This window comes from Micromonospora sp. DT68 (assembly GCF_049847245.1).
GTDB lineage: Bacteria > Actinomycetota > Actinomycetes > Mycobacteriales > Micromonosporaceae > Micromonospora > Micromonospora profundi.
This window is the reverse complement of sequence record NZ_JBNCNZ010000006.1, coordinates 375,345-390,086: the sequence shown is the minus strand read 5'-3', so window position 1 is coordinate 390,086 and position 14,742 is coordinate 375,345. Positions and strand designations below refer to the sequence as shown.

Genomic DNA, 14,742 nt, shown 5'->3' with positions numbered 1-14,742 from the left:
AGCTGCTGGAGGGTTTAGCGGCGGCATGATCGGAGACGTTGTGACGATCAGCCTGAGGGGGGACCACCATGTCCGACGACAGCAGCAACCGCGCGAGCCGGCGTGCCGAGCGTCCGCACGACGTGACCGACCCGCTGCTGTGGCAGCTGGCGCTCGACGTGCTCGACGCCCACGAGCCGACCGAGGACGGCGTCTGCGGCAACCTGCTCTGCGCCGGGGAACCGTACCCATGCGCGGCACGCGGCAACGCTGAACAGTCGCTGCGGCTCGCTCGAGGCGGGGCCGAGACACCGCCGACGGCCGCCCAGCAGTGGGACGGCCACGACGAGACACCTGACAACTGGTCCACCCAGGAGTCCTTCCACCCGCGGCGAACCCGGTCCGGCGAAGCGGTATCGGCGTCGCGGGCTTCGGCAGCCTGACGCCTCCGCCACGACAGCGACACGCCAGCGAGCGCCCGACCGGAATCCGATCGGGCGCCCGCTGGGTCGTACGTCAGAGGCTGAGCCGCTGCCCGGGGAAGATCAGGCCCGGGTCCGAGCCGACGACCTGCCGGTTGCGCTCGTAGAGGGCCTGCCAGCCGCCGTCCTGCTGGTGGCTCTGGGCGATCTCCGACAGGGTGTCGCCGGACTTCACCACGTAGGTGTCGCCGCTGGCCGCCGGGGCGGTGCGCTTGTTGCTGCGGGTCGCCGGCTGCTCACCGCGCGACGACCGCTGGGCGGGCTTGTCGGCCTTCGGAGTGGACTTCGACTTGGCGGTGGACTTCGACTTCGTGGTGGGCTTCGTCGAGGACTTGGTGGCGGAGCCGCCCGACGCACCGGCCTTCTTGCCGCAGGTCGGCCACGCGCCGATGCCCTGCCCCTTGAGCACCTTCTCGGCGATGGCGATCTGCTCGCCGCGGCTGGCCAGGTCGGCGCGGGCGGCGTACTTCTTGCCGCCGTAGCCGGCCCAGGTGCTCTGCGAGAACTGCAACCCGCCGTAGTAGCCGTTGCCGGTGTTGATCTTCCAGTTGCCACCGGACTCGCACTTGGCGATGGCGTCCCAGTTGACGGCCGCCTGGGCAGGTGCGGCCGGGCCGAAGAGCGCCACGGCGCCGGTGACCGCGCCGACGGCCAGGGTGCCGACGGCGATGCGGCGGGTGCTGACCCGTCGATGACGGGGGGTGTAGACAGACGTCATGAGTGTGCTTCCTCCACGCCGGCGAGGTGAGCTGTCGGGTTCGGGCCGAGGAGCCCGGCCGCACGGTGGCGGCTTCACCCCGAGGTGACGATGCACCGAGGAACGTTTGGGTCCCCCGCTCCTGCCCGGGTGACTGGGTTCCGACGACCGGGGGCAGGATTTGGCGTTACCGGTCGTGGCGTCCGCAGTGGCGGACCCGACCGACGTTAGGCACGGCCGGCATCGATCGCCCAACCCCTGTGAAGTTCTTCACCGGGGCACGCTGAGCGGCGCGCTCAGCGGTTGCGGGCGGCGTTCAGCTGTGCAGCGACCATGATGGACCGCTTCCGATCAGGTCGGCCGTTCCCCGGCCGGTGGAGCCCGACAACGCGGGTCACCACCGGCCGGGGCACCTCCCTACAGAGTGCGGGCGAGCCGGTCGGCGAGCGTACGGGTGAAGCGGGCCGGGTCGGCCAGGTCGCCACCCTCGGCGAGTACCGCGAGGCCGTACAGCAGCTCGGCGGTTTCGGTGAGGGTCTCGGCGGAATCGCCCTGCTCGTGAGCCTTGCGCAGAGCGGCTACCAGAGGATGACCGGGATTGATCTCCAGGATGCGCTTCGTCGACGGGATCTCGTGCCCCATCGCCCGGTACATCTTCTCCAGTGTCGGCGTGAGGTCGTGCGCGTCACCCACCACACAGGCCGGTGAGGTGGTGAGCCGCGACGACAGGCGGACCTCCCGGACGCTGTCGGAAAGTGTCGTGCCCAGCCAGTCCACGAGCGCCGCGAACTCCTGCCGCTGCTGCTCGCGCTCGGCTTCGGCCTGCTGCTTCTCCTCGTCGGTGTCGAGGTCGACCTCGCCCTTGGCGATCGAGCGCAGCGGCCGACCGTCGTACGTGCCGACCCGCTCCACCCACACCTCGTCGACAGGGTCGGTGAGCAGCAGCACCTCGTGGCCCTTGGCCCGGAACGCCTCCAGGTGCGGGGAGTTCTCGATGGTGGCCCGGGAGTCGCCGGTGGCGTACCAGATGTCGCTCTGGCCGTCCTTCATCCGGGAGACGTAGCCGGCCAGGTCGGTGAGCTCGGCCGGGTCGTGGGTGGAGGCCAGCGACAGGATCTCCAGCAGGGTGTCGCGGTTGTCGGTGTCGTCGATGAGCCCTTCCTTGACGACAGTGCCGAACTCCTTCCAGAAGGTCTGGTAGCGCTCGGCGTGGTTGGCCTTGAGGTCCTTGACAGCGGCGAGGACCTTCTTCACCAGGCGGCGGCGGACGATCTGGATCTGGCGGTCCTGCTGGAGGATCTCGCGGGAGATGTTCAGCGACAGGTCGTGGGCGTCGACCACGCCCTTGACGAAGCGTAGGTAGGTGGGGACCAGCGCCACGCAGTCGTCCATGATGAAGACGCGCTTGACGTAGAGCTGGACGCCCCGGCAGCCCTGCGGGGAGAACAGGTCCAGTGGGGCGTGGCTGGGCAGGAAGAGCAGCGCCTCGTACTCGAAGGTGCCCTCGCCCTTCATGTGTACGACCTCGAGCGGGTCGGCCCAGTCGTGGCTGACGTGCTTGTAGAACTCGTTGTACTCGGCGGCGTCGACCTCGTCGCGGGGTCGCGCCCAGAGCGCCTTCATCGAGTTGAGGGTCTGCACCTCGCTGGTGGGGTCCGCGCCGTCGGCGCCGGGGCGTTCGACGGTCATCCGGATCGGCCAGGCGATGAAGTCGGAGTATCGCTTGACGATCTCGCGGATGGTCCACTCGGCGGTGTAGTCGTGCAGGTTGTCCTCGGTGTCGGCGGGCTTGAGGTGCAGGGTCACCGCGGTGCCCTGGGGCGCCTCGGCGACCGGCTCGATCGAGTACGTCCCCTCGCCTGTGGACTCCCAGCGGGTGCCGCCGGTCTCGCCGGCCTTGCGGGTCAGCAGGGTCACCCGGTCGGCGACCATGAACGCGGCGTAGAAGCCGACGCCGAACTGGCCGATCAGGTCCTGCGAGGCGCGGGCGTCGGCGGACTCCCGTAGTTGGCGCAGCAGCTCGGCGGTGCCGGACTTGGCGATCGTGCCGATCAGCCCGACCACCTCGTCGCGGGTCATGCCGATGCCGTTGTCCCGGACGGTCAGGGTGCGGGCGTCCCTGTCGACCTCGATGGCGACGTGCAGGTCGTCGGTGTCGGCGACGAGGTCCTTGTCGACAAGCGTGGCCAGCCGCAGCTTGTCCAGCGCGTCGGACGCGTTCGAGATGAGTTCCCGCAGGAAGACGTCCTTGTTCGAATAGATCGAGTGGACCACCAACTGCAGGAGCTGACGCGCCTCAGCCTGGAACTCCAATGTCTCGGCCTGGTTGCTCACACCGTCTCCCTTCTCGGCTCGTGCGGAGGTTCGCCGAAAGGATACGAGCCGTCACGGGCGGGGCGGTGGCCGCATCCGGGTCGTATTCCCGATCGAGCCGGGCCGTCGCGTGACCTATCTGACTTTGCTTGACAAAAGTCAGGTCCGATAGCGTGACGCCCATGAAGATTGCTGGAAGCACCGCCCTCGTCACCGGCGCCAACCGCGGCTTCGGCAGGCACCTGGCCGCCGAGCTGCTCGCCCGCGGCGCGACCGTCTACGCCTGCGCCCGCAACCCGGACACCGTCGACCTGTCCGGCGTGACGCCGGTACGCCTCGACATCACCGACCCCGCCTCGGTGGCCGCCGCCGCCGAGCTGGCCGGCGACGTGAACCTCCTGATCAACAACGCCGGCATCGAGTCCCACACCGACCTGATCGACGGCGACCTGGACCTCGTACGGCTCGAACTGGAGACCAACTACCTCGGCACCCTGTCGATGGTCCGGGCCTTCACGCCCGGCATCGCCGGCAACGGCGGCGGGACGATCCTCAACGTGCTCTCCGTGCTGTCCTGGCTGAACTTCCCCTCCTCCGGGGCGTACGGGGCCGCGAAGTCGGCCGAGTGGGCGATGACCAACGCGCTGCGCGTCCAGCTCGCCGAGCGGGGCATCCGGGTCGCCGGCCTGCACGTCGGCTACATGGACACCGACATGGCCACCCACGTCACCGGCCCGAAGTCCGACCCCGCCACCATCGCCCGGATCGCCGTCGACGGCATCGAGTCCGACGCGTACGAGATCGTCGCCGACGACACCAGTCGGCAGGTTCAGGCCGGGCTCGCCGGCGGGGTGGGCGCGCTCTACCCGCAGCTCCCCTGACCCCTCGACGCGACGGGCCGCCGCCGGGTGTTCCCGGCGGCGGCCCACTACAGCGGGTACGCGGTCAGCTCGCCTGAAGCGTCACGTCGTCGATCACGAAGCTCGTCTGCAACGACGAGTCCTCGGTACCGGTGAACGTCAGCGTCACCGTCTGGCCGGCGTACGCGGCGACGTTGAGCGTGCGCTGGACGTAGCTGCTGGAGGCGTTGAGGTTCGAGTACGTCGCCAGCGTGGTCGAGCCCATCCGCACTGTCAGCTTGTCGTACGCCGTGGACGAGGTGGTCTCGGCGGTGTCGATGCGCGTCCAGAACGACAGCGTGTAGCTGGCGCAGCCGGCCGGCACCGTCACCGACTGGGACAGGGTCTCGGTGCGGGTGCTGCCGTACCCGTTGAGCCACGCCTTGTACGACCCGGTCCGGGCCGGCTTGCTGCTGGAGTTGGTGATCACGCCGGAGGACGCCGTCCACACCGTGGCGCCGCTCTCGAAGCCGCCGTTGCCGATCACCTGGGCGGCCGCGCAGCCGCCGGTGCCGGTCACCGTGAGGGTGAGGGTGGCGCTGCGGGTGACCGAACCGGTGCCGGTGACCGTCACTGTGAAGGTGCCTGTCGCGGCGCTTGACGACGCGGTCAGGGTCATCGTCGACGAGCCGCCGGAGGTCACCGAGGACGGGCTGAACGAGACGCTCACCCCGCTTGGCGCGCCGGAGGCGGACAGGCTCACCGACTGCGCCGAGCCGGCAGTGGTCGCCGTGGAGACCGTCGCGGTGGTGCTGGCGCCCCGGGCCACGGTGCGGGTCGTGGGGCTGACCGCCACTGAGAAGTCGTTGCTCGGGGTTCCTCCGCCGACGGCCAGATCCCACAGCGCGTACGCCACGCCGTCAGCTGCCCGGTTCAGCACGGTGGCGCTGACGTTCGCCGTGGTGTCGCAGGACCGGTGGTAGCAGGGGTCGTAGGCGGCGTTCGCGGTGCCGCCCCACTTGGCAGCCTGGGCGCTGGTCTTGCGGGCGCTGGCGCCCGCCGCGTAGCCCGAGGTGGGGATGCCGGCCTGCTGGAAGTAGTAGTCGTCGGAGCGGCCCTGGCCCTCGACGTTCTCCTCCGGCTGCAACCCGAGCGAGTCCCAGTACGCCTTGAGCGGGGCAGCCGTGGTGGACGTGACCCGGTTGATGAAGTAGCCGCCGTTTGTCGAGCCGACCATGTCGAAGTTGTAGTAGCCCTTGATGTAGCCCCGCTGGGTGCTGCTGAGCGAGTTGACGTAGAACCGGGAGCCGTTGAGCCCCTGCTCCTCGTCGGTCCACCAGGCGAACCGGACCTTCTTGGTCATCGTCGGGTTCTGCGCGGCCAGGACCAGGGCGTTCTCCAGCAGGACCGACGAGCCCGTGGCGTTGTCGTTGATGCCAGGGCCGGCCGACACGCCGTCCAGGTGGGCGCCGAACATGACCACCTGGTCGGTCGGGCCGCCAGGCCACTCCGCGATCAGGTTGTTCGAGGGGTACGTGCAGCTGGAGCAGTACTGCTCGGTAACGGTGTAGCCCGCCGCCTGGAGCTTGCCCTTGACGTAGTTGAGCGAGGCCGTGTAGCCGGCCGAGCCGGCCCGCCGGTTGCCGCCGTTGCTCGTGGCGATGGAGTTGAACTGGGTCAGGTGCGCCTGGACGTTGCTGACGGAGATGTCCGGCGCTGCCAGGACGGCGGCTGACGCGGCGATCGGCCGGGCCGCAGCCGTTCCGGTGGTGGGCGACGCGGATGCCGGCTGGGCGGCCAGCGTCACCGTCCCGGCGAACACGGTGAGCGCGATTGCCGCGCTCAGCGTTCTGCCTCTCATGAGGGCTCCTCGGGGGTTGGAGAGATTACCGAGACACTTACAGATATCTATCCCGCAGGCATCGGTCGTTCGGCCAACCCCACCGGCTCGACGCCGGACATACCACCACGCAGCCGCCCGCCGGTATCACCGACCCGCGCCGCCTCCCCACTGCCGGGCGCTCCGCGAGCCCGTACCCGCCCGGCAGTGGGACAGGCGGGTGCCGACGTCAGCACAGGTGAGGCGAAGTGTCAGGATGGGTACGTACCACCAGCAGGGGTCATCGGGCCCGGAACGGGGGCTTGCGATGAGGCCGGGTCGAGCGTGAAACGACCCAGCACGGACCTCTTCACCGACGGTGGCCACGCCGGCCGGCTGATGGCCGAGCTGGACTGGGCCGGCACCCCGCTGGGCCCGGTGGCGGGCTGGTCGCAGAGCCTGCGCTCCGCCGTCCGCATCGTCCTCTCGTCCCGGTACCCGATGCTGCTGCTCTGGGGCCCGGACTTCACCCAGCTCTACAACGACGCGTACGCGGCGCTGATCGGCGACAAGCATCCGGCCGCGCTCGGCGACGACGTCCGGGTGACACTGGCCGAGGGCTGGGACGTCCTGGGCCCACTGATCCAGGAGGCCATGGCGACCGGGGTGGCGAGCTGGGTGCCCGCCCTGCGACTGTTGCTGGAACGCGCCGGCTACCGCGAGGAGGCGTACTTCAGCGTCTCGCACGCACCGGCCCGCGACGACGACGGCAGCACCGTCGGCGTGCTGACCGTGTGCAGCGAGGTCACCGAGCAGGTCGTCGGCGAACGGCGGCTGCGCCTGCTGCGCGACCTGTCCCTGCGCGGCGACGGCCGTACCGTCGACGTGGACGCCACCTGCGCCCGGCTGATCGACGCGATCGGCGGCCATCCGCTGGACGTGCCGTTCGCCGCGATCTACCTGCGCGACAACGAGGTGCTGCGGCGGACCGCCTGCGTCGGCGGCCCGCCCGGTCAGACCACCGTGCCAGGGGCGCTGCCCGACGCCGTCGACCTGGCCGCTCCCGGCCCGGTCGCCCGGGCCTGGGGGCTACCCGACGCCGCCCGGGGTCGGCTCGTCGAGGTGACAGGTCTCGCGGAGCTCCTGCCCCTGCCCGCCGGCCCGTGGGACGACCCGACCCGCGTCGCACTGGCACTGCCGCTGCCCTCGGCGGCCGAGGACCAGCCGCCCGGCGTCCTGCTCGCCGCTGTCAGCCCCAACCGGCACCTTGACGAGGCGTACCGATCCTTCTACCAACTGCTGGTCCAGCAGGTCGCTGTCGCGGTGCGCAACGCGCGCGAGTACGAGCAGGAGCGGCGTCGGGCCGAGGCGCTTGCCGAGCTGGACCGGGTGAAGACGAACTTCTTCACGAACGTCAGCCACGAGTTCCGTACCCCGCTGACCCTCATGCTCGGCCCCCTCGCCGACGCGCTCGCCGACTCCACCGCGCCGCTGGCCTCCGTGCAGCGGGAGCGGGTGGAGACCGCCTGGCGCAACTCCACCCGCCTGTTGACGCTTGTCAACAGCCTGCTCACGTTCTCCAGCCTGGAGGCCGGGCGGGCGCGCAGCGACGCCCGCGTCGTCGACCTGGCAGCACTCACCGCCGAGCTGGCAGGCGTCTTCCGGGCAGCCGTGGAACGGGCCGGCCTGACGCTCGACGTCGACTGCCCGCCGCTGCCGCGGCCGGTGACGGTGGACCCGGTCAACTGGGAACGCATCGTCACAAACCTGCTCTCCAACGCTCTGAAATACACGTTCATCGGGCGGATCCGGGTCGCCATGGACGCCGACGAAGACGAGGTACGCCTCACCGTCGCCGACACCGGCATCGGGATCGCCGAGGAGGACCTGCCGAAGCTCTTCGAGCGCTTCCACCGGGTGCAGGGCGCCCGGTCACGCAGCCACGAGGGCACCGGTATCGGCTTGGCGCTGGTCCGTGAGTTGGCCCGCCTGGAGCGCGGCGATGTCCGGGTGACCAGCCGGGTGGGTGTGGGCACCACGTTCACTGTCGCCCTGCCCTGGTCGACGTCGAAACCCACGGCGGTGACCGGTCCGGCGCGCGATGGGCGGGGCGACGCCGCCCATGCCGCCGTCCAGGACGCGTTGAGCTGGCTCACCGACCCGACCGGCGGTGTCGCGGAGCCCGCCGCGGTGTCCGGGCCGGGCACCGACGAGTTGGCCGGGGCGCGCATCCTGGTGGCCGACGACAACAGCGACATGCGGGCGTACCTGAGTCGGCTGCTCACCGGCCAGGGCTGGCGGGTGCGGTCGGTCACCGACGGCCAGCAGGCCCTCGACGCGATCCATCGCGAGCCACCGGACCTGGTCCTCACCGACGTGATGATGCCGGTGCTGGACGGCTTCGACCTGGTCCGTCGGCTGCGTGCGGACCCGGCGACCAGGGCGATGCCGGTGCTGGTGCTCTCGGCGCGGGCCGGCGAGGAGGCGAGCGTCGCGGGTCTGAGCCTCGGCGCCGACGACTACCTGGTGAAGCCGTTCGCCGCTGTGGAGCTGATCGCCCGGATACGGGCCGCCATCCGTCGTGCCCGCGCCCACGCCGCCGCCGACAGCCTGCCCGGGGCCACCGGCCACGTCGTCGATGAGGGCCGGCGCGTCGACGATGTTTCGCCCGTCGGCGACGGCCGGCCCGGAGGCGACGTCCCGTCCGTCGTCGACGGCCCGCCCGCCGGCGCTGGCGGACCTGCCGCCACGCCGCTCGCGGAGTCCGCGTTCTCCGCTGCCCCGGCATTCGCGGAGATCCCTTCCACAGCGACCGCCCCGGCTGAGGGTTCGGCCAACGGTACCGACGCCGCGTCGGTGGTTCCGCCGGTCGGCACCGGCGGCGCTGTGGACGTCCAATGGGCGTACCCGTCCGCGCCCACCTCGGCGTCGGCGATGCGCCGGGACGTCCGGCGGGTCCTGGGCGGCCTGGACGTCGACCCGGACGTGCTCGAGGATCTGCTGCTCGCCGCGTCCGAGGCGGTGAACAACGCCGTCGAGCACGCCCAGCGGCCCAGCCGCCCCGAGGTGCGGGTACGACTCCGGGTGGGCGACGGCGTGGTCCGCATCTCGGTACGCGACTTCGGCACCTGGCGCGACCGCCGCCCGGCCATGGACCGGGGTCGGGGCGCGCTGCTGATGAACGCCTACGGCGACGTGCGGATGGTCTCCACCGGCGAGGGCACCACGGTGACCATCGAGCGCCGGCTCGTCGATCCGGCCTGACCGGCGGGTCTCACAGCCGCTTGTTCTCGGCGTCGCGGGCGACGATGCCGTCCAGCCGGTCGCCGGGGGCCAGATCCGCCGGATCGAACCAGAAGATCACCACCTGTTTGTCGGCGCTCCAGCGGGCCAGCCGGGCGCTCACCTGCCTGCCGTTCACGGTGCCGGTGATCTGCTGGGCCGGGCCGACGAAATAGCCGAAGGTGGGGACCGCCGCGCCCGCGCCACGCTCGTCGTAGCCGATCTGGTGGAACCCCGGGCCACGGTCGGCGCCCTCGACGTCGTTGACGAGGATGTCCGTCGTCAATCTGCCGTCGGGGGCGCGGCGACCGGCGGCCAGCCCGATGCTCACCCCAGGTTGGCCGGGCACCCGCACCTGCACGACGTAGAAGACCCGCTGCTCGACGCCGTGGCGTATCCCGCTGTCGACGACGTGACCCAGCGGCTTCGGGATGTCGCGTGCCATCGTCGTGGGCGTCGTCGGTTCGGGCGAGTCCGGGGTGGTCGGCGAGGCGGCTACCGGCGGCGGAGCGACGGCGACCGGCGGCGGTCGCTCGACCGACGGGGGGTCGCCCGGCCGGATGCCGACCGCCACCACGGCGGCCACGGCCGTCAGTCCGGCCGCGAGCGTCGCGGCACCGGCGAGCCGGCGGCGGGTCCGCAACCGCCGTCCCTCGCGCAGGACGGCGGTCAGGTCGAGGGCGACGCCCGGACGCTCGGTCACACGCATGGCGTGGCGCAGCCGGTCGAACTCGCTCATCGGCAGGCCTTTTCGTCGTCTGCCGCCCGCTGCCGGGTGGCGCGCAGCTTCTCCAGCGCCCGCGAACTGGTGCTCTTCACGGTGCCCACCGAGACGGCGAGTTCCCGGGCCACCTGCGCCTCCGGAAGGTCGAAGTAGTAGCGCAGCACGAGGATCGCCCGCTCGCGCGGGCTGAGCGCGCCGAGAATGGCCCGCAGCCAGTGCCGGGTGGCCACCTGGTCGGCCACGTCGGCCCGCCGCTGCTCGGGGACCTCCTCGGTCGGGTACTCCCGCAGCGGCCGCCGCCACCCGTCCACCAGGTGGTTGAGCAGGATCCGACGGGCGTACCCGTAGGCGTCGTCGTCGCGGATCCGCGACCAGGAGGCGTACGTGCGCACAAGCGCGGTCTGTGCGGCGTCCTCGGCCTGGTGGTGGTCACCGGTCAGCAGGAACGCGGCATGCACCAGCCGCGCGGACGCCGCCCGCGCGAACTCGACGAACTCCGCGTCACCTCGGGCCATGCCGGCCCCTCCCCCGTGCCACAGAAGTACGGACGGGTGGGACCGCCGAAAAGTTGAGTCATCGCGAGATCAACTTTCGGTGGATTCCACCCGTCCTCTCTCCCGTGCCGCCCCAGCGCGGCGCGCGAGGGGAGAGACATGTCGACGAAAGCTACCCGCCGGGTGCCGGCCGGCGCGGCGGCGCTGCCCGTCGTGGTGATGGCGCTGCTGGCCGGCTGTGGGCTGCCGGCGGCGGGCCAGCCCGTGGCCACGCGCACCATCGGCGATCCGACGACAGCACCGTTGACGACCGCGCCGGGTGCCACCACGACTGGCAGCCCGCCCGGGCGGTCGCCCGTCGCAGGTGTCGCACCCGTCGCGGTCAGCTATCCCGCCACCGGTGGTGGCCGCTGGTCGACAGCCGCGGCCGAAAGCGCACCCGAGCACGGCGGCCGAGGGCGGTTGCTGCGCTACCGGGTCGCCGTCGAGCGCGACATCGAGGGCCTGTCGGTGGCCGGCGTCGCCGCCGCGGTCTCCGCGACACTCGACGACCCGCGCGGCTGGACGGCCGGGGGGACGTGGCAGCTGCGCCGGGTGGGCGTCGACAGCGCTGCCGACTTCACCATCTACCTGGCGACCCCGGGGACCCGCGACGACCTGTGCCAGGACACACCTGACGGCTACACCTCGTGCCGCAACGGCAATCGGGTGGTGCTCAACGTGGCGCGCTGGGTGAAGGGGGTACAGGGCTACGGCGCGGGCCTGGCGACCTACCGCGAATACATGGTCAACCACGAGGTCGGGCACCGGCTCGGCATGGGCCACGAGCGGTGCCCGGGGCGGGGCCGGCCGGCGCCGGTGATGCAGCAGCAGACGTTGGGCCTGCACGGCTGCACAGCCAACGCCTGGCCGTACCCGGACGGCCGGGACCGCTACGCCGGGCCGGTCGGGGCGTACCGTGACGAGATGCCGCCGCGCGAAGGCGCCCGCCCAGCGCCGTGAGGGGAAGCTGGCCCGTCGCGGTTCACGATTTCCGGCCGCGCTCCTGTTCGAGTCGCTCGTCCAGCCGGCCCAGCTCGTAGATGGCGTTGAGGTTTGTCGGCAGGCGACTGACGTTGTCCGGAACGGGGTCGGGATCCACCTCCGGATTCGGGTTCGGGTCCGGGGCGGGCGCGGGGGCCGGAGCGGAGGTCGCGCCCGCCGCGACGGCCGGCCGGCGACCGCGCAGGAGCAGCAGCGCCAGCACCGCGAGGACACCCGCGGCCAGCAGGTAGTACCCCGGAGGCGGTGGCCAGTTTCCGCGTTCCGGGGCGCCGAGTGCCGGCCCGTCGAGCGACTCCGAGTCGCCGCCGTTCGGCAGGGGCACCGCCGCGTCGCGGGCCACCCGCCCCGGACCGGCCGGGTCCACAGTGCCCGGCGCCACGGCTGACCCCGGGGCCGGCGACGGTGAGCCGGACGCCGCCGGCGGGGCGGCGGAGGCCCCGGGCGGGGCGACCGCTGCTGACGGGCTCGGCGCGGGGCCGCCGGTGGGGCTCTGCGTCGGGCTCGGTGCTGCGGGCGAGCCGGAGGCACTGCCGCCTCCGAGCAGGCCGTCGACGATCTGACCGACGCCACCGAGCAGGGAGCCGACCGGGCCGGACGTCGTCGACGGCGTGGGCGTGGGAGCGGGCGTCAGCGCGAGAGCCAGGGTGAGCGCGACGATGGCAGGCATGTGTCCACCTCGGATGCGTCGATGTGCCAGGCACGGTACCGCAGCACGGCGGTCCAGGTGAACAGACAGCGCCGGGTGGGGACGCGCGTCGCGCCCCCACCCAGCACCTCGGGCAGATCAGGCGGGCAGGCCGCCGACCTGGGTGGAGATCCAGGACCGGATGGACGGCAGGTCCACGTAGATGGACGGGCCGGTGGCGCAGGTGGAGTTGTTGTTGCCGGCACGACTGGTCGCGCCGATCAGGTTCCACACGCCGTTGACCCGACGCACCTGCGGGCCGCCCGAGTCGCCGTAGCAGGCGCCGGAGTTGCCGTTCGTGTTGTTGGTGCAGATCTCGTACGGGCCGTTGATGCCGGAGCAGCGGCTGTCGGCCACGATGGACGTGTCCAGCTCGTTGGCGACGGTGGGGGCTGATCCGCAGCCACGGGGCGCGCACGTCTGACCCCAGCCGATGATCCGGGTGGCGGTGCCGACCGCGCCGGAGGTGCTCGGGATCGGCGCCGGGGCGTACGTCACCGAGCTGGCCAGTTGCAGCAGCTTGACGTCGACGCTCGGGTGGTTGACCGCGCGGGTCACCTGGACCACGGTTCCGCCGCTGCTGCGGTTGACGCTGCCCACCCGGACCGAGGACGGCGTGGAGCAGTGCTTGGCGGTGACCGCCCAGTTGGCCTTGATCAGCGTGCCGGTGCAGCCGGAGACGTACACCATGAACGGGTAGCTCTCGCTCGCCGGCCGGCCACCGACGACCAGCGGGCTGATGTCGCCGGCCTCGTCGGTCCAGGTGTACGTCGTGCCGGCGGCGGGCGCGGCAAGCGTACCGGCGAACAGGGAGTTCACCCGGGACGCCTCGGTCGAGCTGGGGTTGGCGTTGCGGCAGGAGACCGGGGCGCTGCTGCCGGACATCAGGTCGGTGCAGAGGCCGGTGCGCCGGTCCGGCAGGCCGAGGATGTGGCCCAGCTCGTGGGCGGCGATCCGGTTGCGGTCGTACCCCTGGTTGACGGCCGTGCGGCCCATCCAGATCCGGCCCGACCCGAGGCCGGTCGACTGCGCCCGGGGCCACCCGTCGTCGACGTAGATGGTGATGCTGGCCGGGGTGCCGGCCAGGAGCCGGACGTTGCTGACCCTGCTGTTCCAGATCTGCGCCGCCTGGTCGAAGTTGGTGCGGAACTCGCCGGTGCGGCTCGCGTCGTAGTAGACGGTCCGCACGGCGGCGGCCGGTGCGCCGGTGGCGAGCTGCGTCCCGGCTACCGCCAGCACGGCCACCAGCACGGCCTGGACGGCGCGTCTGAGTTGTCGTCGGTACATCACGCACTCCCCTGGGTCGCCCCGACGACCCAGGGTCGTCGGTCATTGACGTACGTAGATGTTAAGACGACGACGGTCGATGTCCGCTATAGCGGAATCGTCATACCGGCCTCAGGTGGCAGCCGCGCCGCCCGCGGCGACCAGCGTCTCGGCCGCGGTCGTGCGGGCGTAGAGGACGAAACGGCCGACGCGGTGGGCCCCCACCAGGCCGGCCTCGCGCAGCGCGCCGAGGTGCTGTGACACGGTGCCCGGGGTGAGGCCGCAGCGTTCGGCCAGTTCCAGGGTGGAGGTCGGGACCGCCAGTTCGTGCAGCAGGGCGGCCCGGGTGCGACCCAACACCCGGGCCAGTCCCCGCCCGTCCGGGGCCGGATCCCGCTCCCATACAGTGGCCGTCGCCCGCGCCGGAAAGCGCAGCACCGGTTGTCCCGGGGAGCCGAAGTTGGACCACACCCGGCGGCCGATGAAGACCGACGGCACGAGCAGCAGGCCCCGACCATCGAGTCGCACACTGCCAGCGAGGACGATGTGCTCCACCTTCAGCGTGTCGGCCTCCAGCCGGACGAAGGGGTCGAGCTGGTTGAGCAGGCCGTGCAGCCCGTCGGTGGCCATCCGTTGCGCGCCGAGCAGCACCTCCCGCTCCAGCAGGGTCCGCATCCGGGGCCAGTAGGGTGCGATGACCGCATCGGTGTACGCCCGAATCGCGTCGGCCAGCCGGCCCAGGTGAGTCGGCGGATCGGCGTAGAGCGCCGCCAGGGGCGACGACCTGGGCCCTGGCAGCGTGTCGAGGCTTGCCCGTACCGCTTCGGGAGGTGTGGCGACGAGGGTCGCCAGCTCGATGTCGAGGGTGGGCTGTGACGTGGCCGGGGGCGGACAGATGAAGGTCGGGATGATTGGTGTCGGCATCTGCACCAGGTCGGCGAACATCTGCCAGTCCACCTCGGCCAGACGCGGCCGGGCCCGCTCGTGCCAGGCCAGATGCTCTGGGAACTGATGCGGCCGCTTGATGATCCGCACACTGGCCACCGCCTCCCACAACGGTGACACCGCGAATCGCGTCATCGCCAGGTCCCGCGCGTCCAGACCGACCAGCATCATCC

General features: G+C 71.7%; 12 protein-coding genes, 1 pseudogene and 1 riboswitch. Of the genes and pseudogenes, 4 read left to right on the top strand and 9 right to left on the bottom strand.

Features of this window, described 5'->3' with window-relative positions; all coding sequences use genetic code 11:
• Positions 1 to 68 precede the first annotated feature (68 nt).
• The gene (locus ACPXB1_RS14370) at positions 69 to 422 is read left to right on the top strand and encodes a hypothetical protein (RefSeq protein WP_355597186.1); all 354 of its coding nucleotides are present in this window, start codon (positions 69 to 71) and stop codon (positions 420 to 422) included.
• Between the two features lie 73 nt (positions 423 to 495).
• Here ACPXB1_RS14370 and ACPXB1_RS14365 read toward each other — a convergent pair whose 3' ends face one another.
• Both ACPXB1_RS14365 and htpG read right to left on the bottom strand, forming a co-directional pair.
• Positions 496 to 1,179, bottom strand: a complete 684-nt coding sequence (locus tag ACPXB1_RS14365; protein WP_355597188.1) for a transglycosylase family protein — start codon at positions 1,177 to 1,179, stop codon at positions 496 to 498.
• A gap of 2 nt (positions 1,180 to 1,181) precedes the next feature.
• Positions 1,182 to 1,355: riboswitch (cyclic di-AMP (ydaO/yuaA leader) on the bottom strand.
• A 220-nt stretch (positions 1,356 to 1,575) separates the two neighbouring features.
• Complete coding sequence (gene htpG, locus ACPXB1_RS14360; RefSeq protein ID WP_355632384.1) at positions 1,576 to 3,492, bottom strand: molecular chaperone HtpG; 1,917 nt, start codon at positions 3,490 to 3,492, stop codon at positions 1,576 to 1,578.
• Positions 3,493 to 3,653: 161 nt separating this feature from the next.
• Between htpG and ACPXB1_RS14355 the strand changes: the two genes are divergently transcribed.
• Positions 3,654 to 4,352 (top strand): SDR family oxidoreductase, encoded by a 699-nt coding sequence (locus ACPXB1_RS14355; RefSeq protein WP_355632387.1) that lies wholly within the window; start codon positions 3,654 to 3,656, stop codon positions 4,350 to 4,352.
• Positions 4,353 to 4,416: 64 nt separating this feature from the next.
• On the opposite strand, the gene ACPXB1_RS14350 is transcribed toward ACPXB1_RS14355, so the two are convergent.
• Positions 4,417 to 6,171, bottom strand: coding sequence for a M28 family peptidase (locus tag ACPXB1_RS14350; RefSeq protein WP_355597192.1), 1,755 nt, complete (start codon positions 6,169 to 6,171; stop codon positions 4,417 to 4,419).
• A 303-nt stretch (positions 6,172 to 6,474) separates the two neighbouring features.
• Between ACPXB1_RS14350 and ACPXB1_RS14345 the strand changes: the two genes are divergently transcribed.
• On the top strand, positions 6,475 to 9,393 hold the full coding sequence (locus ACPXB1_RS14345; protein ID WP_355628627.1) for an ATP-binding protein: 2,919 nt from the start codon (positions 6,475 to 6,477) through the stop codon (positions 9,391 to 9,393).
• A 10-nt stretch (positions 9,394 to 9,403) separates the two neighbouring features.
• Here ACPXB1_RS14345 and ACPXB1_RS14340 read toward each other — a convergent pair whose 3' ends face one another.
• Together ACPXB1_RS14340 and ACPXB1_RS14335 are read right to left on the bottom strand one after the other, a co-directional pair.
• Positions 9,404 to 10,150: a hypothetical protein gene (locus ACPXB1_RS14340; protein WP_355628630.1), complete on the bottom strand. Its 747-nt coding sequence runs from the start codon at positions 10,148 to 10,150 to the stop codon at positions 9,404 to 9,406.
• A complete protein-coding gene (locus ACPXB1_RS14335; RefSeq protein ID WP_355597198.1) occupies positions 10,147 to 10,650 on the bottom strand; it encodes a SigE family RNA polymerase sigma factor in 504 nt (167 codons plus the stop codon). Before ACPXB1_RS14335 ends, ACPXB1_RS14340 begins: the two co-directional genes overlap by 4 nt.
• A 138-nt stretch (positions 10,651 to 10,788) precedes the next feature.
• Between ACPXB1_RS14335 and ACPXB1_RS14330 the strand changes: the two genes are divergently transcribed.
• Positions 10,789 to 11,631 carry a DUF3152 domain-containing protein gene (locus ACPXB1_RS14330; RefSeq protein ID WP_355628632.1) on the top strand — a complete coding sequence of 281 codons (843 nt, stop codon included), beginning with the start codon at positions 10,789 to 10,791 and terminating at the stop codon, positions 11,629 to 11,631.
• A 22-nt stretch (positions 11,632 to 11,653) separates the two neighbouring features.
• Here ACPXB1_RS14330 and ACPXB1_RS14325 read toward each other — a convergent pair whose 3' ends face one another.
• The 4 genes and pseudogenes from ACPXB1_RS14325 to ACPXB1_RS14310 all read right to left on the bottom strand — a co-directional run bounded on the left by ACPXB1_RS14325 (position 11,654) and on the right by ACPXB1_RS14310 (position 14,740).
• Positions 11,654 to 12,340 carry a hypothetical protein gene (locus ACPXB1_RS14325; protein ID WP_355597202.1) on the bottom strand — a complete coding sequence of 229 codons (687 nt, stop codon included), beginning with the start codon at positions 12,338 to 12,340 and terminating at the stop codon, positions 11,654 to 11,656.
• Positions 12,341 to 12,457: 117 nt separating this feature from the next.
• Complete coding sequence (locus ACPXB1_RS14320; protein ID WP_425735398.1) at positions 12,458 to 13,168, bottom strand: S1 family peptidase; 711 nt, start codon at positions 13,166 to 13,168, stop codon at positions 12,458 to 12,460.
• A 3-nt stretch (positions 13,169 to 13,171) separates the two neighbouring features.
• Positions 13,172 to 13,645: pseudogene (locus ACPXB1_RS14315) on the bottom strand (snapalysin family zinc-dependent metalloprotease); the annotation flags it as partial.
• Positions 13,646 to 13,756: 111 nt separating this feature from the next.
• Positions 13,757 to 14,740, bottom strand: a complete 984-nt coding sequence (locus tag ACPXB1_RS14310; RefSeq protein ID WP_355597204.1) for an ArsR/SmtB family transcription factor — start codon at positions 14,738 to 14,740, stop codon at positions 13,757 to 13,759.
• Positions 14,741 to 14,742 lie beyond the last annotated feature (2 nt).